General features: G+C 65.1%; 29 protein-coding genes. 24 read left to right on the top strand and 5 right to left on the bottom strand.

Going from position 1 to position 26,146, the window contains the following annotated elements; translation table 11 throughout:
* The first annotated feature begins 18 nt into the window (after positions 1–18).
* From ACOOHB_RS05405 to ACOOHB_RS05390, 4 genes are read left to right on the top strand one after another with little or no spacing between them, the layout of a single operon-like run.
* Entirely contained in the window at positions 19–1,026 is a 1,008-nt protein-coding gene (locus tag ACOOHB_RS05405) for a thiamine pyrophosphate-dependent dehydrogenase E1 component subunit alpha (protein ID WP_420443785.1), read from the top strand.
* Positions 1,023–2,024, top strand: a complete 1,002-nt coding sequence (locus tag ACOOHB_RS05400) for an alpha-ketoacid dehydrogenase subunit beta (RefSeq protein ID WP_420443784.1) — start codon at positions 1,023–1,025, stop codon at positions 2,022–2,024. The genes ACOOHB_RS05405 and ACOOHB_RS05400 overlap by 4 nt, the downstream gene beginning before the upstream one ends.
* Positions 2,021–3,052, top strand: coding sequence for an NAD(+)/NADH kinase (locus tag ACOOHB_RS05395; protein WP_420443783.1), 1,032 nt, complete (start codon positions 2,021–2,023; stop codon positions 3,050–3,052). The genes ACOOHB_RS05400 and ACOOHB_RS05395 overlap by 4 nt, the downstream gene beginning before the upstream one ends.
* A 14-nt stretch (positions 3,053–3,066) precedes the next feature.
* The gene (locus tag ACOOHB_RS05390; protein WP_420443782.1) at positions 3,067–4,548 is read left to right on the top strand and encodes a 2-oxo acid dehydrogenase subunit E2; all 1,482 of its coding nucleotides are present in this window, start codon (positions 3,067–3,069) and stop codon (positions 4,546–4,548) included.
* On the opposite strand, the gene ACOOHB_RS05385 is transcribed toward ACOOHB_RS05390, so the two are convergent.
* From ACOOHB_RS05385 to ACOOHB_RS05375, 3 genes are all read right to left on the bottom strand, one after another.
* Complete coding sequence (locus tag ACOOHB_RS05385) at positions 4,545–5,708, bottom strand: acyl-CoA dehydrogenase family protein (protein ID WP_420443781.1); 1,164 nt, start codon at positions 5,706–5,708, stop codon at positions 4,545–4,547. The genes ACOOHB_RS05390 and ACOOHB_RS05385 overlap by 4 nt on opposite strands.
* A 4-nt stretch (positions 5,709–5,712) precedes the next feature.
* Positions 5,713–6,249, bottom strand: a complete 537-nt coding sequence (locus tag ACOOHB_RS05380) for a VOC family protein (protein WP_420443780.1) — start codon at positions 6,247–6,249, stop codon at positions 5,713–5,715.
* Positions 6,250–6,330: 81 nt separating this feature from the next.
* Positions 6,331–8,175, bottom strand: a complete 1,845-nt coding sequence (locus ACOOHB_RS05375) for a flavin-containing monooxygenase (protein ID WP_420443779.1) — start codon at positions 8,173–8,175, stop codon at positions 6,331–6,333.
* Between the two features lie 218 nt (positions 8,176–8,393).
* Here ACOOHB_RS05375 and thrH point away from each other — a divergent pair, with 218 nt between their 5' ends.
* The 10 genes from thrH (at position 8,394) to ACOOHB_RS05325 (ending at position 15,632) form a co-directional block, all read left to right on the top strand.
* Positions 8,394–9,041 (top strand): bifunctional phosphoserine phosphatase/homoserine phosphotransferase ThrH, encoded by a 648-nt coding sequence (thrH, locus tag ACOOHB_RS05370; RefSeq protein ID WP_420443778.1) that lies wholly within the window; start codon positions 8,394–8,396, stop codon positions 9,039–9,041.
* 96 nt (positions 9,042–9,137) lie between these two features.
* Entirely contained in the window at positions 9,138–9,620 is a 483-nt protein-coding gene (locus ACOOHB_RS05365; protein WP_420443777.1) for a peroxiredoxin, read from the top strand.
* Positions 9,621–9,678: 58 nt separating this feature from the next.
* On the top strand, positions 9,679–10,680 hold the full coding sequence (locus ACOOHB_RS05360) for an ROK family protein (protein WP_420443776.1): 1,002 nt from the start codon (positions 9,679–9,681) through the stop codon (positions 10,678–10,680).
* The gene (gene dacB, locus ACOOHB_RS05355) at positions 10,640–12,154 is read left to right on the top strand and encodes a D-alanyl-D-alanine carboxypeptidase/D-alanyl-D-alanine endopeptidase (protein ID WP_420443775.1); all 1,515 of its coding nucleotides are present in this window, start codon (positions 10,640–10,642) and stop codon (positions 12,152–12,154) included. Before ACOOHB_RS05360 ends, dacB begins: the two co-directional genes overlap by 41 nt.
* Entirely contained in the window at positions 12,141–12,854 is a 714-nt protein-coding gene (locus tag ACOOHB_RS05350) for an LON peptidase substrate-binding domain-containing protein (protein ID WP_420443774.1), read from the top strand. Before dacB ends, ACOOHB_RS05350 begins: the two co-directional genes overlap by 14 nt.
* A gap of 108 nt (positions 12,855–12,962) precedes the next feature.
* Positions 12,963–13,334, top strand: coding sequence for a hypothetical protein (locus ACOOHB_RS05345; RefSeq protein ID WP_420443773.1), 372 nt, complete (start codon positions 12,963–12,965; stop codon positions 13,332–13,334).
* A 7-nt stretch (positions 13,335–13,341) separates the two neighbouring features.
* The gene (locus ACOOHB_RS05340; protein ID WP_420443772.1) at positions 13,342–13,572 is read left to right on the top strand and encodes a hypothetical protein; all 231 of its coding nucleotides are present in this window, start codon (positions 13,342–13,344) and stop codon (positions 13,570–13,572) included.
* Between the two features lie 31 nt (positions 13,573–13,603).
* Positions 13,604–13,855 carry a hypothetical protein gene (locus tag ACOOHB_RS05335; RefSeq protein WP_420443771.1) on the top strand — a complete coding sequence of 84 codons (252 nt, stop codon included), beginning with the start codon at positions 13,604–13,606 and terminating at the stop codon, positions 13,853–13,855.
* Positions 13,852–14,730, top strand: coding sequence for a tRNA (adenine-N1)-methyltransferase (locus tag ACOOHB_RS05330; protein WP_420443770.1), 879 nt, complete (start codon positions 13,852–13,854; stop codon positions 14,728–14,730). The genes ACOOHB_RS05335 and ACOOHB_RS05330 overlap by 4 nt, the downstream gene beginning before the upstream one ends.
* Before the next feature lie 203 nt (positions 14,731–14,933).
* Positions 14,934–15,632 (top strand): S1 family peptidase, encoded by a 699-nt coding sequence (locus ACOOHB_RS05325; protein ID WP_420443769.1) that lies wholly within the window; start codon positions 14,934–14,936, stop codon positions 15,630–15,632.
* A gap of 150 nt (positions 15,633–15,782) precedes the next feature.
* On the opposite strand, the gene ACOOHB_RS05320 is transcribed toward ACOOHB_RS05325, so the two are convergent.
* Positions 15,783–16,016 (bottom strand): ferredoxin, encoded by a 234-nt coding sequence (locus ACOOHB_RS05320; RefSeq protein WP_420443768.1) that lies wholly within the window; start codon positions 16,014–16,016, stop codon positions 15,783–15,785.
* A gap of 175 nt (positions 16,017–16,191) precedes the next feature.
* Between ACOOHB_RS05320 and arc the strand changes: the two genes are divergently transcribed.
* The 8 genes from arc to lepB all read left to right on the top strand — a co-directional run bounded on the left by arc (position 16,192) and on the right by lepB (position 24,521).
* A complete protein-coding gene (gene arc / locus ACOOHB_RS05315; protein ID WP_420443767.1) occupies positions 16,192–17,955 on the top strand; it encodes a proteasome ATPase in 1,764 nt (587 codons plus the stop codon).
* A 79-nt stretch (positions 17,956–18,034) separates the two neighbouring features.
* Positions 18,035–19,543 carry a depupylase/deamidase Dop gene (gene dop / locus ACOOHB_RS05310; protein WP_420443766.1) on the top strand — a complete coding sequence of 503 codons (1,509 nt, stop codon included), beginning with the start codon at positions 18,035–18,037 and terminating at the stop codon, positions 19,541–19,543.
* A gap of 98 nt (positions 19,544–19,641) precedes the next feature.
* The gene (locus ACOOHB_RS05305; RefSeq protein WP_420443765.1) at positions 19,642–19,833 is read left to right on the top strand and encodes a ubiquitin-like protein Pup; all 192 of its coding nucleotides are present in this window, start codon (positions 19,642–19,644) and stop codon (positions 19,831–19,833) included.
* A 5-nt stretch (positions 19,834–19,838) separates the two neighbouring features.
* On the top strand, positions 19,839–20,684 hold the full coding sequence (prcB, locus tag ACOOHB_RS05300; protein WP_420444665.1) for a proteasome subunit beta: 846 nt from the start codon (positions 19,839–19,841) through the stop codon (positions 20,682–20,684).
* Positions 20,681–21,421, top strand: coding sequence for a proteasome subunit alpha (gene prcA / locus ACOOHB_RS05295; RefSeq protein ID WP_420443764.1), 741 nt, complete (start codon positions 20,681–20,683; stop codon positions 21,419–21,421). Before prcB ends, prcA begins: the two co-directional genes overlap by 4 nt.
* A 21-nt stretch (positions 21,422–21,442) precedes the next feature.
* Complete coding sequence (gene pafA, locus ACOOHB_RS05290) at positions 21,443–22,801, top strand: Pup--protein ligase (protein WP_420443763.1); 1,359 nt, start codon at positions 21,443–21,445, stop codon at positions 22,799–22,801.
* A gap of 74 nt (positions 22,802–22,875) precedes the next feature.
* A complete protein-coding gene (locus ACOOHB_RS05285; RefSeq protein ID WP_420443762.1) occupies positions 22,876–23,913 on the top strand; it encodes a DUF3866 family protein in 1,038 nt (345 codons plus the stop codon).
* A gap of 80 nt (positions 23,914–23,993) precedes the next feature.
* The gene (gene lepB / locus ACOOHB_RS05280; RefSeq protein ID WP_420443761.1) at positions 23,994–24,521 is read left to right on the top strand and encodes a signal peptidase I; all 528 of its coding nucleotides are present in this window, start codon (positions 23,994–23,996) and stop codon (positions 24,519–24,521) included.
* Positions 24,522–24,568: 47 nt separating this feature from the next.
* On the opposite strand, the gene ACOOHB_RS05275 is transcribed toward lepB, so the two are convergent.
* Positions 24,569–25,330, bottom strand: coding sequence for a glycerophosphodiester phosphodiesterase (locus ACOOHB_RS05275; RefSeq protein WP_420443760.1), 762 nt, complete (start codon positions 25,328–25,330; stop codon positions 24,569–24,571).
* Between the two features lie 114 nt (positions 25,331–25,444).
* Here ACOOHB_RS05275 and ACOOHB_RS05270 point away from each other — a divergent pair, with 114 nt between their 5' ends.
* On the top strand, positions 25,445–25,714 hold the full coding sequence (locus ACOOHB_RS05270) for a hypothetical protein (protein WP_420443759.1): 270 nt from the start codon (positions 25,445–25,447) through the stop codon (positions 25,712–25,714).
* A gap of 85 nt (positions 25,715–25,799) precedes the next feature.
* Positions 25,800–26,111, top strand: a complete 312-nt coding sequence (locus ACOOHB_RS05265; protein ID WP_420443758.1) for a twin-arginine translocase TatA/TatE family subunit — start codon at positions 25,800–25,802, stop codon at positions 26,109–26,111.
* The last annotated feature ends 35 nt before the right edge of the window (positions 26,112–26,146 follow it).

The following is a 26,146-nucleotide window of genomic DNA, read 5'->3' as shown; positions in this document are numbered from 1 at the left end:
CGCTCCGAGGGGGCACGCATGGATCCGAGCCCAGAAGTACTGCTGGATTTGCACCGTCGCATGGTGCGAATTCGCCATTTCGAAGAGTCGGCCGGGCGGCTGGCCGAGCAGAACCGGCTGCCGGGATTCCTGCACCTGTATGTGGGGGAGGAAGCGGTTGCCTCAGGGGTGTGCGTCAACCTCGACGACGACGACCAGATCAGCTCGACCCATCGGGGCCACGGGCATCTGGTGGCCAAGGGAGGCGACTACGGCTTCATGATGGCTGAGCTGATGGGCAAGGCCACGGGCTACTGCGGGGGCAAGGGCGGCTCCATGCACATCTGCGATCTCGACCTGGGAATGCTAGGTGCGAACGGCATCGTGGGCGGCGGTGTGCCCATCGCCGTCGGCGCCGGATTCGCGAACAAGTACCGGGGCAACGACCGGGTCTCGGTGGTGTTCTTCGGCGACGGCGCCTCCAACATCGGGGCCTTCCATGAGGCCGCCAACATGGCGGCGGCATTGTCGTTGCCGGTGGTGTTCGTCTGCGAGAACAACGAGTACGGCGAGTTCACGCCACGTGAACGCACGATGGCCATCACCGATGTGGTGGACCGAGCTGCTGGCTACGGCATGCCCGGGGCAATCGTGGACGGTATGGACGTCGTGGCGGTGTGGGAGGCAGCCAAAGAGGCCGTCAGCCGGGCCCGTCGGGGTGAAGGGCCCTCGTTCATCGAGGCCAAGACGTACCGCTTCTACAACCACCACGGGGTGCAGACGCTGGGCATGAAGTACCGCACCGACGACGAGCTCGCCGAGTGGAAGCAACGGGACCCGATCGAGCTGTTCGAAGATCGGCTGGCGGCAGCCGGTGTGCTCGATGCCGGCGGTGCCCAAGCCGTTCATGAGGCCGCCCAGGCCGCCATCGAAGCGGCGATCGCATTTGCCGAAGAGAGTCCGCTGCCCGACCTGGACAATCTGCTGGTCGACGTCTACACCGGCGCCAATCTGACCGCAGCCGCCTACTCAGGAGCGTCATCATGACTGTCACTGCCGATGCCGGAGAGCGCAGCATCGCCTACGGAGCCGCATTCGCCGAGGGGCTCGCGCAAATGATGGAAGCCGACCCGAATGTGTTCGTGGCCGGTGAGGACGTCGGCCGAGCCGGGGGAGTGTTCGGTTCGTTCCGCGGGCTGAACGAGCGCTTCGGCGATATGCGTGTGGTGGACACGCCGATCAGTGAGCAGGCCATCGTGGGCCTCGGCACAGGGGCAGCAGTCAGCGGCCTGAGGCCAGTCGTGGACCTGATGTTCATGGACTTCATCCTCGTCGCCATGGATCAGATCGTGAATCAGGCGGCGAAACTGAAGTACATGTTCGGTGGCAAGGCCACGCTGCCGCTCACGATCACCACGAGTGCCGGAGCAGGGCTGTCGGCCGCGGCTCAGCACAGTCAGAGCCTCGAGGCGATGTTGTGCCACATTCCGGGCCTCAAGGTGGTCATGCCGTCGAACCCGTACGACGCGAAGGGCCTGCTCATCTCGTGTATCCGTGACGACAACCCGACAGTGTTCGTGAAGCACAAGCGCCTGCTGGGCCTGCGCGGCGATGTTCCCACCGACGTGTACGAAGTGCCGTTGGGCTCGGCCAGCATCGTTCGACCCGGCGACGACATCACCGTGGTGACGTACGGCCGGATGGTGCACGAGTCCACAGCGGCTGCTGATGCGCTCGCGGCCGAAGGGATCGAGTGCGAGGTGATCGATCTCCGCACGCTGCAACCGCTCGATATGGACACCGTGATCCAATCTGCACACAGGACGAATCGCGTTGCAGTCGTGCACGAGGCGGTCCGATTCGGCGGCCTCGGCGGTGAGATCGCATCGCAGATCGCTGAGCAGGCCTTCGACTATCTCGATGCTCCGATCGAGCGCGTCGGCGCACCGTTCAGCCCGGTGCCATTCAGTCCCGTGCTCGAAAAGGAATGGGTGCCCAACGCCGAGCTGATCGGCGAGCGAATCCGAGCGCTCGCGGCCGCGTGAGGGAAGCTGCTGGCCCGACGGTCGGCATCGTTGCCAACCCGCTGGCCGGCAAGGACGTAAGAAGGCTCACCTCAGGGGCCACACCGGTCTCGGACGCCGTCAAGATCGGCGCAATCCGCCGTGCTGTGGTGGGTGCGTTCGAAGGCGGAGCTGAACGGGTGCTGATCAGCGGCGACCGGGCACGGCTAGGGGACCGGGCGCTGGTGGGCCTTCATCGGTCGGGACCGGTGGAGGTCACCGAGCCGCACGGCTGGCACACCGGCCGCGACTCCCAGTTGGCCGCGGCACGGTTCTGTGAGCTGGGTGTGGGAGCAGTGATCGCGCTCGGCGGTGATGGCACCCAGCGCGATGTAGCCAAAGGCTGGCGAAATGTGCCTCTGGTACCGCTGGCGGTCGGCACCAACAACGTCTTCCCACAGCAGTTGGAGGCCACGGTCGTCGGCTTCGCTGCAGGAGCGGTGGCGAGCGGTCTCGGGGCTGCGGCGGAGGTGACATCGCAGGCAAAGATCATTGACATCACGCTGGAGTCGAGTGGCGACTCCGATGTAGCGCTCGTCGATGTGTGCCTGGTGCGGGGCGCGTTTGTGGGCGCACGAGCTGTGTGGGAATCGGCATCGGTGAGCGAGATCGTCGCTGCCATTGCCGAGCCGGCATCGGTGGGACTGTCAGCGATTGCCGCGGCCGTTGCCCCGCTGGGGCGGTATGAAGCCGGCGGAGTCCATGTCCGCTTGGGGTGTGCGTCGCGCAACGCCCAGCGCAGCAGGCACATCCGGGCGGCGGTGATGCCCGGCAGCTATTCCGACATCGACATCGAACATTGCGAGCACGTGGGATTCGACCAGCCCGTCACGCTGCGGGGTCCCGGTGTGCTGACGCTCGACGGGGAGCGCGAGATCGTGCTGGGCCGAGGCGAGCCCGCAGAGGTCACCGTCCGTCCGAACGGTCCGCAGGTGATCGACGTGAGCGCAGCTGTTGCGGCGGCACAACGACGGCGCTATCGGTTCGTGCCTGCTGTTGCGGACGGCTGAGCAAGAGGACACCGATGGCCACCGAGTTTGCGATGCCGAAGCTGGGTCTGACGATGGAGTCGGGCACGATCTTGCGCTGGTTGGTGCCTGACGGCACTCCGGTCGATGCTGGCCAATCTGTCGTGCTGGTCGAGACCGACAAGGTGGAGACCGAGATTGAGGCTTCGGGCAGCGGCGTGCTGCATCAGAGCGGCGAGGTCGGCGAGAACTATGAGTGCGGCGTGCGTATTGGCTGGTTCTGCAAACCGGGGAAGTCCCCACCCCAGTTAGCTGCTGGCCCGCCTCGGGCTCCTGTGCAGGCGTTCAAGGCCTCGACAGCGGCACCCGCTGTCGCCACCGCTCCGGCAGCGGCGCCACGCGCCCCTGGGGAACGTGTCCTGGCATCTCCGGCAGCCAAGCGGTTGGCGAGAGAACTCGGTGTCGAGTTGGCGATCATCGCGGGGACGGGTCCCAAGGGCCGCATCACCGAACGAGACGTGAGAGCTGCGCTCGACGCACCGCCCGTTCCGGCCTTGGGCCAAGCAGCTGCAACGGCAACGGCTGCACCGGACCTGGGCGCCGCAGTGTCACCGCCGGCAACTCTGGCGGCTCGACAGCTCGCGGATCTGCTCGGTGTTGACCTTCGTACTGTTCGAGCCGGCGCTGCCGACGGGCGCATCTCGCGCGCAGATGTGGCTGTTCATGTCCGGGAGGTGCTGGCCCGGCTGAGTCCCCTTGTCGAGCCGGACCAGCCCGCCCCGATGAGTGCCGCGCCTGAGACGAAATCCGCCGCAACCGACGAGGCACCACCGCTTGCCCAGACGCCCACTGAAGAGATCCCTTTGCGAGGCATGCGCGGCGTCATCGCGGATCGGATGAGCGCATCGCTGCGATCGATGGCCCAGCTGACTCTCACGATGGATGTGGACATGAGCGCAGTCGTGGCCGAACGGGCTGCGCAGGCCGAGTCTGCTCGCAGCGGCAACGTTGGGGGTACCGCCGATGCTGAAGTGCCGGGCTACACCGACTACGTCGTGGCCGCAGCCGCCGCAGCGCTGCGTGCCTTCCCGCGCATCAATTCCCAGGTCACGGCCAATGCGGTTGCGCTGTTGGGGGACATCCACGTCGGTCTAGCGGTCGCACTGGACGACGGCTTGCTCGTTCCCGTTATCCGCCACACCGATCGACTGAGCTTGAGCGAAATTGCAACAGAGACGAAGCGCCTTGCCGGCGGGGCGCGTGAGGGTGGGTTGGGCTATGACGACTTCCAGGGCGCCACGTTCACGGTCACCGCACTTGGCATGTTCGGCGTGGACGCATTCACCCCGGTGATCAATCCACCGAACACGGCCATCTTGGGCGTGGGCCGCATCCGTACTGAAACCGACTGGTCAGGTGGTAATCCCGCAGCCCGCCCGGTGCTCACCCTCTCGCTGACCTGGGATCATCGAGCGTTCGACGGCGCCCCAGCCGCCCGTTTCGCCGGCGCGGTGCGCGACTGGCTCGAATCCCGCTAGGGGTTGACGTAGCTGCGCTTGGCAACCTCTTCGAGCATGACTTCTGTGGCGCCGCCGCCGATGGGCAGCAGGCGCGCATCGCGGCACATCCGCTCGATGGTCGACTCCCGCATGTAGCCGATGCCGCCATGGAACTGCATGCAGTCGTACATGACCTGATTCACGACTTCGGCGCCGAGCGCCTTGACGCCCGACATCTCCTTGATGGCGTCGATGCCTTGTTCGGTCAGCCAGGCGGCGTGGTACATCGAGGCGCGCACTGCGTCGACCTTGGCCTGGTTCATTGCCATGCGCTGGCGGATTGCGCCGAGGTCGTACAGCGTGGCGTCGAAGGCCTTCCGCTGCTGGGTGTACGCGTTGGTCAGGTCGATGGCGACCTGCGCTGCGCCGATGCCCATGCCCACGATCACCATCCGCTCGTTCTGGAAGTTCGCCATGGTGGCGTAGAAGCCCCGGTGCAATTCGCCGAGCAGGTGGTCGTCAGACAGCCATACATCGCGTAGCACGAGCTCCGCGGTGTCCGAGCAGCGCCAACCGTGTTTGTCGAGCTTGCGAGCCACTTCGAAGCCCTCGGTGTGCGCAGGGACCAGGAACATCGAGATCCCGTACCGGTTGTCGGTGTCGGTTCGAGCCGCGAGCACCGTCATGTCGCCGTACACAGCACCGGTGATGAATGTCTTGGCGCCGTTCATCCGCCAGCCGTCACCGTCGCGGACCGCCGTAGTGCGCAGCCCTGCCACGTCGGATCCGGCATCGGGCTCGGTCACCGCGATCGACAGCATGGTGTCGCCGGACTGAATCGAACCCAGCCAGCGCTCAAGCTGTTCATCGGACCCCGCATTGAGCAGGTGGGGCAGCGCCATGTCGGTGTGCACCAGCACATTTGCTTCGAAACCTGCGTACGTGGAGGCGCCGAGCGCCTCGGAGAATGCGGCCGAGGCGAGCGGACCGAGACCCAGTCCGCCCCACCGCTCAGGCACTCGCAGCGAGAACATCCCCAGCTCGCCCATCTGCTTGTAGATCTCACGCGGAACCTGGCCGGCTTGCTCCCAGGCATCGCCGACCGGGGTGACCTCTTTGGCGACGAAGGCGACGGTTTGCTCGTAGATCGCCTGCAGCTCGTCGCTCATGTAGACGTTGCGATGGACTGTGGTGCTCACTGATTCAGCTGGCAGATACTGGGGCGGAACCCTGCTTGACCAGTTCTTCGAGCGGGTCACCGCTGCGGAAGCGCTCGACCAGCAGGTCGGCGTCGAATTCCACGCCGATGGGGTTCGCCCGGAAGGTCTCCGAGCGCATGAAATCCATGCACTCGGCCATCGTGGCGTAATTCTCGATCTGGAACTCCACACCGTTGCCGTCGGGGTCGGCGTAGTAGATCGAGGTGGTGGGGCCGTGGTTGATGGTCCGAACCGGCATGATGCCCGCCGCCTTGAGGCGTTCGTAGAGGTCGAGGAGGTCGCCGAAGCTGCCCATCGAGTACGCGATGTGCTCAAGTGTGCCCTGGCGAGAGTCGTACCGACCAGGCTTGCCACGGTTCACAAATGCCAGCCGGTGATGCTCGTCGTCGTAGGAGATGAACGAGATGAATCCGCCGTTGTGGACGACTCTGGCGTCGAGCACCGTGCACCACCACGACTGGAGGCGCTCGATGTCATCAGTGCGAAAGACGGCGTGTGCCATCTTGATCGGCTTTGCCATGTCCAGCCTCCCTGCAGTGCTCTGCAATCGGCGCGACGCCTTACCTCTTCCGGCTCTGATGTTTTGGAATCGCCCTTCCGCTCAGCTTAGGTCGATGCCTTCGAGGCGACCGGTCGAACGCCACTCGTCCAGGATGCGGAAGAACTTGATCGGGCCGGCGCCATACATGGCAGTGAAGAAGCCGTTGGGGTTCCCGAGCTTGCCCTCGTTGTTGTAGTAGCCGGGGGTGCATGCTTCGTAGAAACGGACGCCGAGGCGGGCCTTGTCGGCCATTTCTCCCTGCCACCACTGCTCGGCTTCGGCAGTCGGCTCGATGCGCGTGCAGCCCTGTTCGGCGGCTTCGTCGAGCATGTAGGTGACGTGCGCTGCCTGCTCCATCAGCGCATGGGGCACGTTGACGGTCACTGCGGTCTGGGTGAAGCCCAAGAAGAAACAGTTCGGGAAGCCATGAGTGGTCAGCCCACAGAAGGTTTTGACGCCGTCGGACCACTTGTCCGAGAGCGTCTGGCCGCCTCGCCCGATGATGTCGTAGCCGGCACGTCGGGTGTAGGTGGTGCCTACCTCGAAGCCAGTGGCGAAGACGATGCAATCAACCTCGTACTCCGTGTCGCCGACCACGACGCCGCGTGGAGTGATTCGCTCGACACCTTGACCGTCAGTGTCGACGAGATGCACGTTCGGACGGTTGAACGTGGGCAAGTACTCGTCGTGGAAGCACGGCCGCTTGCAGAACTGGCGATACCACGGCTGCAGCGACTCGGCGACCTTGCCGTCCTTGACCACCTCGGCGGCGCGCGACCGCACGGTGTTCATCTTCTGAAAATCGGCCAGCTCCATGAGCTCGCCCTTCTCGCGTCCGGTGAGACGGCGGCCCGCCTTGCGGGCTGCCGTCTTGGCAGCGATGCCGGTGAGATTGCGGAAGATGTCAGTCCAGCCGTCAGATACCAGGTCTTCGTCCTGATCTCCACCGCTCACCAGGATGTTGAAGTTCTCCATGCGCCGGCGCTGCCAGCCTGGCTCCAACGACCCAGCCCATTCCGGGTCGGTCTCGCGGTTGTCACGCACGTCGATCGACGACGGCGTGCGCTGGAACACGTACAGCTCCCTGGCTGATTCGCCGAGGTGCGGGATGCATTGCACGGCGGTCGCGCCCGTGCCGATGATGCCGACCTTCTTGTCGGCGAGATTCGTGAGGCCGCCTTCGGAGGTCCCGGCGGTGTAGTCGTAGTCCCAACGGCTGGTGTGGAACGTGTGGCCCTCGTAGGAGTCGATTCCCGGGATTCCTGGCAGCTTGGGCCGGTTGAGCGGACCGTTTGCCATGGCCACGTAGTGGGCACGCATGCGGTCGCCACGGTCGGTGGAGATGATCCACTGGGCCGCATCGTCGTCCCAACGCATCTCTGAGACCGAAGTCGCCAGGCACGCGTTGTCGTACAGCCCGAAGTGGCGGGCGATTGCCTTGGAATGCTCGAAGATCTCCGGTGCGAAGGAGTACTTGCGCTTGGGCATGTAGCTCAGCTCTTCGAGCAGCGGCAAGTACACGTAGGACTCCACGTCGCACATTGCGCCCGGGTAGCGATTCCAGTACCAGGTGCCGCCGAAGTCGCCGGCCTTCTCGATGACCCGGATGCTTTCGTAACCCGCCTTGCGCAGCTGGGCGCCCATGAGCAGTCCGCCGAAGCCGCCCCCGATAATCGCGACCTCGACCTCGTCGAAGAGCGGCTCCCGCTCGATGCGCTCGGTGTATGGGTCATCGACGTAGTTCGAGAAGTCGCCCACCACCTCGACGTACTGCTCGTTGCCGTCGTCACGCAGGCGCTTGTCGCGCTCGGCTCGGTACCGGTCACGCAACTCGTCGGGATCGAAATCCATCTCCGGCAGGAAGATCTCGGCGAGCGACGTCTGCTCGGTGGTGTCAATGCTCATGAGGGCCTCGCTCATGTGGACTTCGCGGCGCTGGGTTGCCTCGAATATCTAAGACATCTTAGAAACTTCGCCGGGTCCGTCGGCACGTCCCTCTGAGACGCCTTGCCGACGCGTCATCACCCGGGAAGCGATTGCCACGCTTTCTGTGTGCAATTTTGCCGCCTGTGGCGGCATTTCTGCACAGAGTCTGCTCTGGTTCGTGGACAATCGTCCGTCGCATGAGAGAATCGGCGCTCGTGCAGAGGGTCATCGCCTTGGACATGGAGGGCGTGCTGACGCCCGAGATCTGGATCGCGGTGTCCGAGCGCACCGGGATTGCCGAACTGCGGCGCACGACCCGCGACGAGCCGGACTACGACGCCCTGATGAAGTACCGGATTGACGTGCTCAATTCGCATGAAGTGACGCTGAGTCAGATCCGGGAGGTCATCGCTGAGCTGCCGCTGCTGGAAGGGGCCCGGGAATTCCTCGACCAACTCCGGCGCCAGTGGGTTGTCGTGCTGCTGTCCGACACGTTTGAGCAGTTCGACGATCACTTCCTGGAGCTGATGGGGTACCCGCATTTGCTGTGCCACCGGCTCGACGTTGCTGAGGGACGTCTGTTGGGATGGCGCCGCCGCGTCGAAGACGCCAAACAGCGCGCCGTCGTCGCGTACCGGGAGCTCAACTATCACGTGACCGCGGTCGGAGATTCCTACAACGACCTGACGATGCTGCGAGCAGCAGACGTCGCGAGCCTGTTCAGATGCCCTGCAGCGGTGGCCGAAGCGAATCCGGACCTGCCCGTGGCATCCGACTACGGCGAGCTGCTGCGCTGGATCGATGGTGTGCACGTACCGACGCCGCAGAGCGACTGCGGCAGCTGAGGGGTCTGGGGCAGTTCCGATCGGACCGGACACCAGCGACGCGGATACGCTGCGAGCCATATTTCCCCACAAGACGAACAGGGACGGAGCACAGCAATGGCGATTGAGGTCGGCGACCAGATTCCCGATGTGACACTGCGTGTACTGAACGAAAGCGGCATGCCCGCGCCCGTGCAGTCCAACGAGATGCTGGGCAGTGGCAAGGTGGTGCTGTTCGCAGTGCCGGGCGCGTTCACGCCCGGGTGCACCAACGTCCATCTCCCCGGCTATGTCGAAGGTGCCTCCGAACTTGCCGGCAAGGGTGTTGACAAGGTCGTGTGCGTCTCGGTGAATGATGCCTGGACAATGCACGCGTGGGCCGAGGCCAACAGTGCGCAGGGCATCGAAATGGCTGCCGACGGCAACGGCGACTTCGCCGAGGCCATGGGCCTCGTCATGGACGGCTCCGGCTTCGGCTTGGGCTCTCGCTCGCGTCGCTACGCAGCGGTCATCGAGGACGGAACCGTGACGGCGCTCGAGGTCGAGCCCGGGGGTGGAATCGACGTCTCGAGCTGCTCGTCGATCTTGGGAAAGCTCTGATCCCAGCCGAGCGCATGCGGAACTGCGACGCCGCCGCCAGGCCGACGTCGCAGCGCTCATGACAATCGACGCGCCGACATCTGTCGGCGCGTCATCGATTGCGACATCGAAGTTGCATCTCGGTTTCGACGTCGGCGGGACCAAGATCTTCGGCGTCGCGACCGATAGCGCAGGCACGCTTCAGAGGACGGTGCGCGAGCCCACGCCCAGCGGTGCCGGAGCGCTCGTGGCGTGTCTGGTCCAGATGGTCGGCTCGCTGGCGCCCGATCAGGGCCCTGCGTCGGTCGGTGTCGGCATGGCAGGGCTGATCACCAATTCCGGGCGGGTGACAGTCTCGCCCAACCTCGTCGGCGTGGACGGTGCAGACATCGGAGTTCGGCTCAGCGACGAGCTGGGCATGCCAGTCGCGCTGGACAACGAAGTGAATTGCGCCGCCCGTTGGGAATTGGCGGCCGGAGCGGCGCGAGGCGTCCGCCATGGCGTCATGGTGGCCGTCGGTACTGGAATCGGCGGGGCCCTCATGCTTGGCGGCGAGGTGCTTCGTGGTGCGGTGGGACTCGCCGGCGAGCCGGGGCACATGATTGTGGCGGCTGGCGGGCGCGAATGCGCCTGCGGGCGGAAGGGTTGCTGGGAGGCCTACGCGTCAGGTTCCGCGCTGGATCGGATGGCCAGCGAGCGTTTCGGCGATGGTGCGCGTGGTCCGGACGTGACCGAGGCTGCCCGGCAGGGAGACACTCTTGCGCTCGGAGTGTTGGACGAGTTTGCCTACTGGCTCGCGCTGGGGATCTCGAATCTCTGCATCCTGACGGACCCCGAAATGGTGGTTATCGGCGGTGGACTCAGCGAGGACTGGGATCTGCTCGCCGGATCGCTGGATGCGCTGCTGACCGAGATGCTCATTGGTCGATCGAACACGTCGCGCCCCAAGGTGGTTCCCTCAGAAGCCGGCGAACTCTCGGCGGCCCTGGGCGCCGCCCTTGGTGGCGCCTGTGCCGACAGTGCCGCCCTTGGTGGCGCCCGTGCCGACTCCGATTCGTGCGTGGCTGCCGCCCGCGAGTGATGTGAGACCACTACGCGCAGCCGTGCTGGCGTTGTTGACGGCGGTAGCCGGCCTGCTGCCCACGCTGGCGGCCGTGCGCATGAACGCCTCAGCCGATGAAGCCGCCGCCTACGCCGCTGCGCTTCGCACCCCGGTTTTCACTCCTGCGAACCCCCTCGACCCTGACGATCCCGATGGCGGGAGCGAGGCGTTGGCGTCGCCAGTGCCGCTCCTGCGGGCCGAACGCGCACCGGACGCGTTGTGGCGGGCGGCGCAGGAACACCACATCGGGGCCGAGATGACGGCGTTCAGCTCGGATTGGCCCGAGCCGCACTGCCTCGCGATCTGGATCGACGGCACCGAAGTGTTCTCGAGCGACGTCGAAGGTGTGATTCCCGCTTCGGTTCAAAAGCTCATTACTGCTGCAGCGGCGCTTGCAGTGGTTGACCCCGCTGAGCAATTGGTCACCCAGGTGCTCACCGATGCCCAGATCGTCGACGGCGTACTCGACGGCACGGTCTGGGTCGTCGGCGGCGGCGATCCGCTGATCATGACTCAGTCGTACGCGGATTCGCATCGTCGCCAGCCGCAGTTGCGCACGCCGATGGAGGATCTCGCAGACGAACTCGTCGGCCTGGGCATCCGATCGTTGCGTGGCAAGCTCATCGCCGATGAGTCGCGCTATGACGCGACCCGTTTTCCCGAGACATGGCCTCAGCGCTACGTCACTCAGCTGCACAGCGGGCCGCTTTCGGCACTGAGCCTCAATGACGGCATCACGGGCTTCACGACCGCCTTGACCGCGGCCGAGCACCCGGCGCGCTGGTTCGTGTCCACGCTGGCGGACCTGTTGACCGTGCGTGGCGTCTCGGTCGATGTCGAAATCGACGTCTCAACCGCGCCGAGCGGCATGACCGAAATTGCGCGGCTGACGTCACCGCCGCTCATCGAGATCATCCAACAGATGCTGCGTGAGAGTGACAACACGACTGCGGAGCTCATGCTGCGCGAGATCGGTCTGCGAAGTGCTGGTGAGGGATCGACCCCAGCCGGCGCTGCTGCCGCGGCGAGGATCGTGTCGGAGATGCTGCCTCAACAGTCACCACCGGTTGTGGTGGACGGCTCAGGACTGGATCGTCAGAACCAGTTGTCGTGCAGCTTGCTGGCAGCTCTGCTCGACAGCTTCGGCACCGATTCAGCCGTGGCAGCGGGGCTCCCGATCGCAGCGCGCACCGGGACGTTGTCGCATCGATTTGCCGTGCACCCGGTGGCGGGCCGTCTGCATGCCAAGACCGGTTTGCTGACGGGGGTCAACTCGCTGGCGGGGTTCGTCCAAACCGACGGCGGTACGGTCACGTTCGCCCAGATCCTCAACGGTGTGCCTGCCGGTACCCGACTGGGTCTGGAACTGCAGGAGTCGTTAGTGGGTCAGCTGCTGCGGTACCCCGTGGGTGATGTCGCAGCCCTGCGAGGATTGATGCGTGGCCCCGCCTGAACAAGACCCGGACCCTGCTCAAGGGCGACACGAGGCTCGTGAGCGAGCTGGGTCTGATGTCGCTCGTGAGCGAGCGATGTTCCCACTTGGTTCCCCGCTGCTGCCTGGTGCCGTGCTGCCGCTCCACATTTTTGAGCCCCGCTACCGGGACCTTGCACGGAGGTGCACCAGCAACGATGAACCGTTCGGCGTCGTCATGATCGAGCGCGGGAGCGAAGTCGGCGGCGGAGATGTCCGTTCCGACGTGGGCTGCCTGGCGTCCATCGCGCAGCACCAAGAACTGCCCGATGGGCGATGGGTGATGCTCGCCACCGGTGGCCCACGGATTCGCATCGTCGAATGGCTGCCGGACGATCCCTACCCCAGTGCGATGACGATCATCTGGCCCGACGGGCCTTCCGAGGTGGATTCGCAGACGCGCAGGGCGACAGTGGCGCGGCTCCGCCGGTTGCGAGCATTGGCCTCAGAAATCGGTGCCCTGGGAGTCACCGCGGCTGAGTCAGCAGCGATCGACGACCGTCTCGCGCAGCTAGCAGAGGCCACGACGGACGCGACGGACTGGTCGTTCCAATTGGCGGCGCTCGTACCCGCAGGTCCCTTCGATCGCCACGCCATGCTGAGCGCACCCGATCCGGCTGACCGCGTCGAGGTGATCGCAGGGGTGCTTGACGGCGTGGAAGAACTACTGGGCGGCCGGTAGCGTCGCCACACGGGCCTGGGCGGCCCGCTCATGTCCAGCGGCGGACAATGTGCCTGAGCAGGCTGCACTCTCGCAGCCTGTGCCCAGCGGATGGTGCCTGAGCGAGTAATGCCACGACGAGACGTCGGCCTGCGAGCCGAGCTTTCCGAATTGGCCGCCATGTTGCGGGCCTACATCGTTCAGGAAACGGTGGGCCCGCTGCGGGGGATCGGCCGCTACCTGTTGTTCGGATTGCTCGGCGCGGTCGCAGTGAGCATCTCGGTCGTGCTTGGCGCATTGGCGCTGGTGCGCGTCCTGCAGACCGAGACCGCCGTCTTCGGTGCCAACTGGTCATTCGTGCCGCACTTGGCTGGCGTCGCCGTACTGATTGTTGCAATTGCGACCATGGCGCGGGCGATTCGGCCCAAGGACGGCGCCGCCAGACTGGCGACGGATGACGAACGGTTCGACGACGGGGCAACCGAACGCGGAGAAGACTGAGAACAACGTGGCGGAAACTTTCAAATCCAGCACCGACGGGCAGCGCATCACATCGCAGGACATTTCCGACCGCGTACGGCAGCTCATCGGTGGAGCCGGCGATGCTGCAGAGCAAGTATCGAGTGCCGCCGTCGCCGTGGCCGCCGCGATCGGGACGGGTCTTGTGCTGGCCGCGTTCCTGTTCGGTCGGCGTCGTGGGCGCCGCCGCAGCACGATCGTCGAAGTCGTCCGGGTGTAGTCCAGGTTCACGGTATGGGGTGGGCGTGAACATGGCAGCGAAGCGACGCGTCGGAGGGCTGAAGGCTCGGACCATGGATGTTCTGTGGCGGCGAGCGCGGTCGGGCAACGGCAAGTGGCTGGCAGCGGCAATCGTCGTCGGTGGGCTCCGGCTGCTCGTACGAATGTCGAGGCGCGAGCGCGAAGTGGTGTTCAGCGGCGAGCTGTTGCCGGGTGAAGAACTCGCGATCCGGCACACCACACGCAGCTACGGCGAGGACAATGCGTCGGCGGAACAGATGTGAGCCGCTCCGAAGCCGCGCCCGAGTACACGGTGCCGGACGACGCCGGGGAACAGCGGGGGGGCAAGCTGCGACCGGGTGAGACCGTGCTCATGATCGATAGTCGCCAGCGGCGGTACCTCGTGTCGCTCAGCGACGGCGGCGAGTTTCACACCCACGCCGGAGTGGTGTCTCACGACGAGATCATCGGATCGCCCGAGGGCTCGAAATATCGCAGTGGCTCGGGAGCCCGGTTCATCGCCATGCGGCCGACGCTCGCCGACAGAGTGTTGAAGATGCCGCGCGGGGCCCAGGTCATCTATCCCAAAGACCTTGGCGCCATCTGGATGTTGGCCGATCTTCGAGCGGGCATGCAAGTGTTCGAATCCGGTGTGGGCTCGGGTGCGCTGTCGGCGACCTTGCTTCGCGCGGGCGCAATCGTCACCGGCTACGAGCTGCGGGACGATTTCGCCGAACGGGCTGCGGTCAATGTGGCGAGTGCTGAGGGGTCAGAGGCGCTCGACCGCTACGACGTTCAACTGCGCGACGCCTACGAATCAGTCGATCCCCCTCGACTTGGTTCCAGTTCCCAAACTCCGACCCCGGGCTCTGGCAGCGCCCAGTACGACCGGGCAGTCCTGGACATCCCTGAGCCTTGGCGGGTGGCGGTGCATCTGCCCGGTCGGCTACGGCTTGGCGGAATCCTCGTCGCCTACAACCCGTCGGTGACCCAGGTGCAACAACTTCGCCGAACGCTTGACGACGGTCCTTGGGCGTTCGTCGAGACCATCGAGGTGCTGCATCGCAGCTGGCACGTGCAGGGGGCCTCTGTACGACCTGACCATCGCATGGTTGCCCACACCGGCTTCCTGACACACGCCCGTTTGACCGAGGAGTGACGCGCACCATCGCCTCCCGCACACGAACAGAACCCCGGCGCCAGGCACGAACGCCCCAACGCGCCGCAGCGTGGCTAACGCTGGCGCTGTGTGTAGCTCTGCTGAGCGCCCCATTGGGAGGCTGCGCTCGGGGACCCGAGGATGCCGGACCGGATGGGTCCCTGGTCGAACCGGTTGCTCGGATTGAGAGCAGCGAGGGACCGTTGTGGCTGGGCGCTCCGCCGGCAACATCGCCGGTCGACGACGATGTGCTCGCGGCGGCGGCTCGGGGAGTGGTTGCCGTGCGGGCAAGAGGCTGCGGGCCAGTGTCGAACGGCACGGCGTTCGCCGTCGCGCCGGGGGTCCTGGTGGGTGCTGCCCATGTGATTGCAGGGGCATCTGCCATCGAGATCGAATGGTCCCCGAGCGGTGCCGTTGATCCGAGCACGTACCCAGCAGTCGTGGTGGGCTACGAGGAGGGACGAGACCTGGCATTGCTGCTGGTCGACGCAGCGGTGCCGCCACTCGGCATCGATCAGGCACGGCTGGGCGCATCGGGGGTGGTGCTCGGATACCCCGAAGGCGGAGGGCTCGTGGTCTCACCAGCACGCATCGAGCACTACGTGAGCGCAACCGGGCTGTGGGGTGACGGAACTGCTAGAAGCGTGTACGTGGTTGCTGCCGACATCCGAACAGGACAGTCCGGCGCTCCGTTGGTCGATCAGGGGGGAAACGTTGTCGGTGTGGCGTTCGGCACGGTACGAGGCCCCTCCGAGATCGGATTCGCTCTCAGCCGGGCTGAGTTACTGGGGTTCCTCGTCTCGGCGGGCGTCGATGCCCGAGTGGACACCCTCGGCCGCACTGTGATCAGGGCGAGACCTGGAGATCTCAGCGTGACCCCCAACGGCGAGTGCAGCAGCTAGTTCGGCTTACGCCTCGATCCGCGCTCATCGCTTCATCTCGGCTTACGCCTCGATCCGCGCTCATCGCTTCATCTCGGCTTACGCCTCGATCCGCGCTCATCGCTTCATCTCGGCTTACGCCTCGATCCGCGCTCATCGCTTCATCTCGGCTTACGCCTCGATGAAGATGCACTCCCCGGGGCACTCTTCGGCGGATTCGATTACGGCGTCGAGCTGGGCGTCGGAAAACTCGGCGAGACCTTCGACACCGCCCGGTTCGGCGAAGACCTTGTCGCCTTCTTTCACATAGGCGAGGCCGTCGTCGAGCAGTGTGAACACATCAGGTGCGATCTCTTCGCAGAGCCCGTCACCGGTGCACAGATCCTGATCGATCCAGACCTTCATCGTGTACCGACCCTTCCTCCGCGACGGGCCGATAGGCGAGCCCGCGCCACTAATGAAATCTACCGAGTCGGCGCGTGTACCGCACGGCACCCGCGAGTGCTCCGGCCGCGGCCGGTCGGCCATCCATACCGCGCGTCACGTCATCACAGCAGTGTGGGGGTAGTGTCGGCCGCGCATGGACCAGGGCGAATCCGAACCTCAGCGCACTAGCGCAGCGGATGCGGGAGTCCTCCGCAGCGGCCTGCGCGCGCTCGAGGAAGAGGTCGCTCTGCTCCGACGCAAACTGGCTGATACGCCTGCGCGCGTCAGCACCCTCGAGGAGCGTTTGCTCGAAGCCAAGGGACAATTGTCGGCGGCGGTCTCACAGAACGAAAAGCTGACCTACACCCTGCGCGAAGCACGTGAGCACATCGCGGCGCTGCGCGAAGAGGTCGACAAGCTGACCCAACCGCCCTCGGCGTATGGAACGTTCTTGTCCCGCAACGACGATGGCACGGCGGACGTGCACGCGAGCGGTCGCAAGATGCGGGTCGCCCTGCACCCGGACCTGGCCGAGACTGAACTCGTCGAGGGCAGCGAAGTCGTTCTCAACGAGTCGTACAACATCGTGCTGGCGCGCGGGCCCGAGACCTCCGGTGAAGTCGTCACGCTGAATGAGGTGCTCGAAGATGGTTTCCGTGCGCTGGTCACCGGCCGCGCCGACGAGGAACGCATCGTGGAGCTGGCGGGCGACCTGCGAGGTCAGCCGCTGCGGTCGGGCGACAACCTGCTGCTCGACGTGCGGTCCAACATCGTGCTGGAACGCCTGCCTCGTCCCGAGGTGGACGATCTGCTGCTCGAGGAAGTGCCTGACGTCACCTATGACGACATTGGCGGGCTCGATACCCAGATCGAGCTGATCACTGATGCGGTCGAACTGCCGTACCTGCACCAGGACCTGTTCCGCACCTACGACCTGCCGGCGCCCAAGGGCATCTTGTTGTATGGCCCACCCGGCTGCGGGAAGACCCTGATTGCCAAGGCAGTGGCCAACTCCCTTGCCCTCAAGGTCGGCGAGGTCTCCGGCCAGCAGGGCGCGCGCAGCTTCTTCATCAACATCAAGGGCCCCGAGCTGCTGAACAAGTACGTGGGCGAGACCGAGCGACAGATCCGGCGCATCTTCGAACGGGCCAGAGAGAAGGCCTCCGAGGGGTGGCCGGTGATCGTGTTCTTCGACGAGATGGAGTCGTTGTTCCGCACCCGCGGCAGCGGCATCAGCTCCGACATGGAGTCCACAGTGGTGCCGCAGTTGCTTGCGGAGATCGATGGAGTTGAGGGTCTGCGCAATGTCATCGTGATCGGCGCCTCGAACCGAGAAGATCTCATCGATCCGGCGATTCTGCGTCCCGGTCGCCTCGACGTGAAAATCAAGATCAACCGACCTGACGAGCAGGCGGCGCTCTCCATCTTCAGCACCTACCTCACGCCGAAGCTGCCGATCGACCCGATGGAGGTGGCCGATATCGGCGGCGGAGACCCCCACAAGGCCGTTCGGATCATGATCGAGCGCACGGTCGACGAGATGTACCGCCCCGACGACCTCAATCGCTTCCTGGAAGTCACTTACCAGAACGGCGACAAGGAAGTCATGTACTTCAAGGACTTTGCGTCCGGGGCGATGATCGAGAACATCGTGCGTCGGGCTAAGAAGAGTGCCATCAAGCGGTCGCTCGCAACCGGCAGCAGCGGCATCCGTCTCGACGATCTCATGGGCTCGATCCGGCAGGAATTCCGCGAACACGAAGACCTGCCCAACACGACGAACCCGGACGACTGGGCCAAGATCTCTGGCAAGAAAGGCGAAAGGATCGTCTTCATTCGCACGCTCGTCGACCCCGACGACAGCGATGCACTGGGCGGCCGGGCGATCGAGCGGGTCCAGACCAGCCAATACCTCTGAGCGCTGAGGATCCGGCCGGCGCCGTGCGGGTAAGTCCCGTTTGTCCTGTTCGCGGGCCTGACAGCTAGGGTCCGGGGCGGTGGCGGTTCACAAGGTCGTTGGCATCGAGACCGAGTTCGGCATTATCCATCGCTGCAACGGCGACTCGAATCCGGTAGCAGCGTCGTCGATGATCATCAACGCCTACGTCAACGGATTTCTGTGCCAACGCGTCAGCTGGGACTTCGAGGACGAGCAGCCGGGCACCGATGCGAGAGGCTTCAACGAGTTCGACGCCCTCGCGCCCGAGATCGAGACGCATCTCGTCAACGCGGTGTTGACCAACGGCGCTCGCTACTACGTCGACCATGCGCACCCTGAACTGTCGACGCCGGAGTGCTCGGACGCACGCCAGTGCGTTATCTACGACCGGGCCGCTGAAGAAATCCTGATCCGCTCCATGGAGGCCGCGAACAACCTTCTGCCTGACGGCGAGGAGCTGGTCATCCACAAGAACAACAGCGACGGCAAGGGCAACAGCTACGGCTGTCACGAGAACTACCTGCTGGACCGCGACGTTCCCTTCGGCCGCATCGTGACGCACATCTTGCCCTTCTTCGTGACCCGCCAGATTTTCTGCGGGGCCGGCAAGCTGGGCATGGAAGTGCCGATGGGTGATCGGTCCCCGACGCCATTTGGGGACAGGCCATTCCAGATCAGCCAGCGTGCTGACTTCTTCGAGGAGGAAGTCGGGTTAGAGACCACGCTCAAGCGGCCGATCGTCAACACCCGCGACGAGCCCCACGCGGATACTCGCAAGTACCGACGCCTGCACGTGATCATCGGCGACGCCAACATGAGCGAGGTCCAGACGTACCTCAAGCTGGGCACGACATCACTCGTGCTGGCGATGATCGACGACGACTTCATGTCCGAGCCGCTGACGCCACTTGTGCCGATCGCAGCACTGCGCCAGGTGAGCTTCGACACCTCCCTGTCGGGACTGATCGAGCTTGTCGACGGCCGACACATGCGGGCCATCGAGATCCAGTGGGAGTACTTGGATCTGGCCCGCAAGTACGCACAGAGCCACGGCTTGGAGGCTGTCGGCGGCGACGACATCGGCAACGACATTCTGGATCGCTGGGAGTCGGTGCTGGGCGTGCTCGAGTCCGATCCGATGAGCCTTGCGACACAGTTGGACTGGGTTGCCAAGTTGCGTCTGTACGAGGGTTTCGCGCAGCGGCACGACCTCGATTGGGATGGTCCGAAGCTGGCCGCACTGGACCTGCAATACCACGACCTGCGGCCGTCCAAGTCGCTGGCGCGACGCGTGGGTCTTGAACGGATCACCACTGACGACGAGGTGAATGAAGCGGTGTCGGTGCCGCCTTCGACGACACGTGCGTACTTCCGAGGCCGCTGCCTCGAAAAGTTCTCCGATGAGATCGTCGCGGCGAACTGGGACTCGATGGTCTTCGACATCGGGACGGATCCACTGCGGCGAGTGCCGATGCTCGAACCGCTGCGAGGAACCCGGAACCATGTGGGTAACTTGTTGGACGAATGCCGCGATGCAGCCGAGTTGCTGCGCCGGCTGGGCAACTAGCCGTCCGACAAGAAGGCAAACTCGGCACATCCGCAGGCGGCAATCGGAACGTCCACGCATTCGATACCTAGGCAATCGAGACTCCGAGGAGGCCCGAAATGGCAGAACGCTCCCAGATGCGACGATCGTCTCCAAGGGAGACTGAAGGCACCGCGCCCGAGGGCGCATCGGCACAAGGGGCGACCGAGCTGAAGGCGGAGCTCGACGACCTGCTCGACGAGATCGACGACGTGCTCGAGACCAACGCCGAGGAATTCGTGAAGAACTACGTGCAGAAGGGCGGCGAGTGACCCCCATGCCGTTCTTCGCTCCAGGAGACGATCCAGGGGCGAGCTTCCTCGAACTGCTGCGACGCACCGGCAGCGAACCGTTCGCCGGGTTCGCACCGGTCTCTGCCGCTGAGGGCGGCTTCGGGTCGTTCGAGAGCTCCCACGCCACCACCGTGCTCGCAGTGCGCAGCGCCGAGGGCGTGGTGGTAGCAGGCGACCGGCGCGCCACCAGCGGTCATCTCATCAGCCATCGCGACATGCGCAAGGTGTTTCCCGCTGATTCCTATTCGGCGGTTGCCATTGCTGGAGCGGCGGGCCCCGCAGTTCAGATGGTTCGCATCTTCCAGCTGCAGCTGGAGTACTACGAGAAGATCGAAGGCAAGCCGCTGAGTCTGGAAGGCAAGGCGAACCAGCTGGCCGAGATGCTCCGGGCGCACCTGCCCCAAGCGATGCGCGGCCTCCCAGTGGTGCCGATCTTCGCCGGCTACGACCCCAGCGACGGGCGCGGCAGGCTGTTCCAGTACGACGTGACCGGAGGCCGCTACGAGGAACAGGACTACGCCACGGCCGGCTCGGGAAGCCTGCACGCGGGGACCGTGCTGAAGCTCGGCTTCCGTGACGACCTGAGCGAGCCCGATGCACTGGCGCTGAGCGTTCAGGCCTTGTGGCATGCGGCTGATTCCGACAGCGCCACCGGAGGGCCTGATCCGGTGCGCGGCATCTACCCGGTGCTTGCTGCAATCGATGCCAGTGGTTTCCGCGAGCTGAGCGATGCCGACTCCGGGGCGGTTTTCGCAGAACTGCAAGCTGATCTCGCTGGTGGCGTGAGCGGGGGAGCGGCAAACGCCAATCCAGGCGAGGCACCGCGATGAGCATGCCCGGGCTGTACGTCAGTCCCGAACAGCTCATGCAGGATCGGGCGGATTATGCCCGCAAGGGCATCGCCCGGGGTCGCTCGCTGGTGACTATGGAATACGACGCTGGCATTGCGCTGGTGGCCGAGAACGCCAGCGCGACGCTTCGCAAGGTGTCTGAGATTTACGATCGGATCGCATTCGGCGGTGTGGGCCGGTACATCGAGTTCGACCAGCTACGCGTTGCGGGAGTTCGCCACGCCGAACTGAAGGGCTACCAGTACTCGCGTTTGGACGTCGAGGCCCGCAGTCTCGCCAACCAGTACGCGCAGATGCTGGGGCAGTTCTTCACTCACGAGCTCAAGCCGCTTGAAGTTGAGATCGTGGTGGTCGAAGTGGGGATCGGCGACGAGGCCAACCAGCTCTACCGGATCCAGTACGACGGGACCGTCATGGACGAGGAGGCCTATTGCTGCATCGGCGGCGAAGCCGATGCAGTTCGCGAGCGTGTCGCGGAGGGCTATGACCGCGAACTCGATGCTGATGGCGCCATCCGGTTGGCTCGGGGAGCGCTAGCAGGTTCTGAACGCGAGATCCTTGCGGCGGATCTCGAGGTGGCACTGCTCGAAGCGATCGTGCCGGATGGCACCCACCGCCGGCGTTGCTTCCGGCGTCTGGACGATGCCGAGGTGGAAGTTGCCCTCGGCGACGATGCAGAACAGCCCCAGGACGATTCTGAGCAGGAAGATTCCTAGATCGGAACTACGGTGAGCGCCGTGCAGCGGCGCATCATGGGTCTCGAGAACGAGTACGGGGTCACGTGTACGCTGCGAGGCCAGCGCCGCCTGAGCCCCGACGAGGTAGCGCGCTACCTGTTTCGCAGGGTGGTCTCGTGGGGGCGATCCAGCAATGTGTTCCTTGCGAACGGGGCGCGCCTCTACCTCGACGTGGGCAGCCATCCCGAGTACGCCACACCCGAGTGCGACTCCATCTATGACGTGGTGTGCCACGACCGCGCTGGCGAACGTATCCTCGAACAGCTCGTCGCCAGCGCGACCGAGCGGCTGGCCGAGGAAGCCTTCAACGGCACGATTTTCCTGTTCAAGAACAACACCGACTCGGCCGGGAACAGTTACGGGTGCCACGAGAACTACCTGACCAGCCGCGCCGATGACTTCTCAAATTACGCCGAGGTGCTGATTCCGTTCCTCGTGACCCGCCAGATCTACGCAGGTGCGGGCAAGGTGCTCAACACCGCGAAAGGTGCGCGGTATTGCCTAACCCAGCGCGCCGAGCACATCTGGGAGAGCGTGTCGAGCGCGACTACGCGCAGCCGCCCGATCATCAACACCCGTGACGAGCCGCACGCCGATGCCGAGCGCTTTCGACGCTTGCATGTCATTGTCGGCGATTCGAACATGAGCGAATACACGTCATTCCTCAAGATCGGTGCCGCTGCGCTGATGCTGCGTATGCTCGAAGATCCCGCGGTAGTGCTGCGGGACATGACGCTCGAGAACCCGATCCGTGCGATCCGCGAGATCAGCCACGACATCACCTGCCGTCGCAAGGTGCGCCTCTCCAACGGGCGTGAAGTGAGCGCCTTCGACATCCAATCGGAATATCTCGAGCGGGCACTGCGTTTTGCCGAGACGAACGACCTCACTGCAGAAGAATCGCGAGCGTTGGGCATGTGGGAGCACGCCATGACGGTGATCGGTGACGATCCGCTGTTGCTCGACCGCGAGGTGGACTGGGTCATCAAGCACAAACTGCTCACCAGCTACGCCGACCGTAACGAAGTTGGCTTCGACGACCCCCACATCGCACTGCTGGACCTGCAGTACCACCATGTCCATTCGACGCGCGGCGTCTTCTATCTGATGCAGCGACGGGGACTCATCGAGCGAATTCTCGATGACGTCGACGTCCGCCGAGCCACTGAGGAGGCCCCGCAGACGACCAGGGCGCGCCTGCGGGGGGCGTTCGTCCGCGAGGCCAAGGCCCGTCGCCGGGACTACACCGTCGACTGGGTGCACCTGAAGCTCAACGACCAAGCTCAGCGAACCGTCTTGTGCAAAGACCCGTTCCGTTCCCACGACGAACGCGTCGACAAGCTGATCGAATCGCTGTGATGAGCGTTGTCGCCCGCCAGAATCCGCGCTGCAACGCAGTCCCGCGCCGACACGCAGCTGGCTGAGGGCGGCTGATGCCGCGCTTTGCGCGTCTGCGAGCCACCGAGGTGCGTGACGTGAGGCCCGGGCTGGCGCGAATGACCCTGTCCGACGGCAGCGAGGCGTATGCCCTCACTGATCTGTGCGGCCCGGTGGGGGTCGGCGATGAATTGCTCGTGAATACCTCGGCGCTGGAGTTGGACCTCGGCAGCGGGGGGGCGCATGTCGTCCACACGAATCTGAGCGCGCCCTATGGGGGTGTTGACGTCCCGGGACGGGTCATGAAGGCCCGATATCTCTCCGAGCAGTTGCCGGTCGATGCGTTCGAGGAGGCTGCGGGCACTGGTTCCGATCACCTTGACGTGTCCGTGCTGCCGTCTCTGGCTGGCGTCCGGGTCGTGCTGTGCGTGCTGCACAGCCACGCACTGGCGCTGGCCGCTACGGTGCGCGATGCCGTCGGCGTTGCACCGGGCTATGTCATGACCGACGGCGGGGCGCTTCCGTTCGTTCTGAGCGATCTTGCGGCCATGAGCCTTGAGCGGGGCACGATCGCGACGGCTGTGAGCGCCGGGCAGGCCTTCGGTGCGCCGATCGAGTCGGTCACCGTCGCCTCCGGAGTCGCAGCATTGGCGTGCCAGAACATCGACCGTGTCGTCGTCGCGCCTGGGCCCGGACACCTCGGCACCGCGAGCCCTCTGGGCTTCTCGGCGCTGGATCTCGTCGGCCACGCCGCCGTGCTGGATGGTCTCGGTGCAGCGACCGCGCTGGCAGTGCGCGCATCGTCGGACGATGAGCGAGAACGACACCGAGGTGTCAGCCATCACGCCCGCGCCATGGCCGCGCTGGCCCCCGAACGCACCGTCGTGCCGGTTCCGGCGCGCTGTGCGAAACGTGACGCCGCATGGGTTGAGACTTTGGGAAAACGGGCGATCGACACGGAGCCGGCCGCGGTCGGTGAAGCACTCGCCCGCAGCGGGCTGAGCGTCACCTCCATGGGTCGCCCGCTGGAACGCGATCAGCAAGCGTGCGAGTGGCTGGGCGCAGCGGCAGCCTGGTTGGCGACGTCACCATGAGCGTTGCGGGCGAACCCGACGATTGCGACCCGGCTGACGGCCTGAGGCCACGAGGTCGCCAACCGCGTATCGCGCGGGCCATGAGCCGACGTACACGCAACCTGTTGTCGTGGGCGTGGGTCCTGCTGGCCGCGGTGGCGCTCGCATTGCTGATGCGAACGTTTCTCATTGCGGCGTTCTACATCCCGTCCGAATCGATGGAACCGGTGCTGGAGATCGGTGATCGGCTGATGGTGTCCAAGCTCAGCTACCGCATCGGCGAACCCGACCCGGGCGACATCGTGGTGTTCCGGACTCCCCAAGCGATGCGACATCCGCAGACCTCTGAGCTCGTCAAGCGAGTCGTCGCCATCGGCGGTCAGACGGTCGAGGCCGAAGGCGGACAGCTCATCGTTGACGGCGTTCCGATGCCAGAGGACTACCTCCCGGCCGATACGTACACGAGCAGCTTCACGCAGCGACTGATTCCGGCCGGGTACGTGTTCGTCATGGGTGACAACCGGCTCTCGAGCCAGGACAGTCGCTTCTTCGGACCGATCTCCGAGAACGACATCGTCGGGCGGGCGTTCGCGCGTTTCTGGCCACCCACTCGGCTCGGTGGTCTTTAGAGCCATCCGTGCAGGGTTGAGGGGGGCCGGTCCGGCAGCGCCGCTGATCAGGCGGGTTGTGCCTCGCAGATGTCGCCGTCCGGTGCCGGTTCGACTGGTTCGCTCGGTGAGGTGACACCGGCGAGCAGCCGGTCGACGTGGTCGCCGTACAGGCCGTCGAGGCCCATGTCGCGCAGTGCTGCGGCCAAACGGATGTGCTGGACATCCCATCCGAAGCAAAGGCGTTCGAAGCGGTGGAAGAGTGCTGCGAGTCCTCCGGTCCAGTCCTTGGCGGGGAGGTTGATGGCGTCTATGCCGCTGTTGGCCATCGCCGCCGCTCGGCGCTCCGGACCTTCCTTCATTCGTCGTATTCGGGTCGAGTCGACAATGTGTGCAGTGGTGCGACTGCGCAACTCGCCAAGCAGCCCCCAGTCCGCGTGGCACAGCCACAGGCGGTCTTCTGCCCCGGCGGATCGGGCGGCCTCGATGACTGCGTCAGCCGCCGCAGGGTCTTTCAAGTCAACCGAGAGCTCGAAGTCGGTGCCGCATGACTGGTACATGTCTGCGAGCGTTCCGATGTCGGGACCGATGCGTTCACGGGTGAATGAACTGAAGGGACGGCGAACGCCCCGGTGCCAGACAACGCCGTCGTGGTCCAGCATCGGATGGCCATCCCGGCTCAGCCAGACGTCGGTCTCGAGGCCCGTTGCTCCCAAGTCCAAGGCCAAGGCGAACGTCTCAAGCGCGTTGTCGGGGCCATGAGCACGACCGCCCCGATGCGCGAATGTGATCGGTGGCGTGCGCAATGACGGCAGAGGCTGCGGGGGCACGGCTCTATCGTGCCAATTTGGATACCGCGTACCGCGGAATTCACCAGATGTGGCCGATGTACTGCGGTTTATGACGGGCATTTCCGTCGTCTGTCGCGCCGTAGGGTTCACTTCATGGGGACGATCTGGCTGCTGCCGATTGTCGCATTCGGCGTACTCGTTGTCGTCAGCACGCTCATGATCCGGCGGTTGGCCGCCGAGTTGCGAGCCACAGCTGAGGGGCTGGCATCCATCGCCGAAGCGACTGCTTCGGTGCGCGCCGACGTCGTTCGTGCTCGAACCGCCATCGACAGCCTCGACCTGCCCTCGGTGCGCGAAGCCACGGCCGAGCGCGCGCTCGGCATGGTGGTGCGCTGGGCGGCCCGCCGGATGCTGCCGTTCTGAAACGCTGCTGCCTGGACCGCCAACGCCTGTGTGCTCGGGAGCGAAGCAGAACCGCCGCGCCGGGCCGGGGTTCTACCATCGAGCTGTGAGCCTGCAGCCCAACGAGGTGCTGATCATCGCGTTCGTGGCCCTGATTGTGCTGGGGCCCACGCGTTTGCCGGGCGCAATCCGCAGCATCGGCCGCTTCCTTCGGCAGGTGCGGGACTTCTCGACGACCGTTCGTCAGGAGATGGACGCCACGCTGTCGCCACCGAAGGTGGAACCTGCATCGTCGCCCAATCCGCCGACGCCCCCAGACCCACCCGAGGCTCCCGGTGCGCAGGGTGAGGGCGAGTCCTCCCAGCCCGACGAGGCCGATCCGGCGGTGGATCGCTCGACCAGCGACGGCCCTGCGTGAGGCTCTGGCCACGGCGCCGGCCACGGCCGGCCGTG

Source organism: Candidatus Poriferisodalis sp. (assembly GCF_965215815.1).
Taxonomy (GTDB): domain Bacteria; phylum Actinomycetota; class Acidimicrobiia; order Acidimicrobiales; family Poriferisodalaceae; genus Poriferisodalis.
This window is presented reverse-complemented; position numbering and strand designations above follow the sequence as displayed.